The sequence below is a fragment of the Mesorhizobium sp. WSM4836 genome, from assembly GCF_055811815.1.
Genome location: NZ_JBVVQF010000109.1, coordinates 1 through 315, shown reverse-complemented (window position 1 = coordinate 315; position 315 = coordinate 1). Strand labels below are relative to the sequence as shown.

Below are 315 nucleotides of genomic sequence, written 5' to 3'. Positions count from 1 at the left end.
GATGCACAGATCGCAGCGCTTCCGTCAGGTTCGTCCAACCTTCCCGCGGGGGCGGTGCTCGGGGCCACCGAACTGCTCAGCGACGCCCATATCCAGAGGGATTACCAGTTGCTGGAGCAGTACCTGCAGGCGGCCCACCCAGCGCTCGCCGCCCGAACGCGGCTGGTGGATGCGTTGGTCGCCCATCAGCTGCGCCGTGACGACGGGGACGTGCAAGGTAGGTTGCTGTCCATCTATCATCAAAACGACGTCGCAGCCGACTTCGTGTTCCTGCCGGTGAACAGTGGCAATCCTATGGCTACGGCGGAGAATGAG

The 315-nt window shown here is 63.5% G+C and carries 1 pseudogene; it reads left to right on the top strand.

Annotated elements, in window-relative coordinates:
* Positions 1 to 315, top strand: a pseudogene (locus AC0L2P_RS32300) (hypothetical protein); the annotation flags it as partial.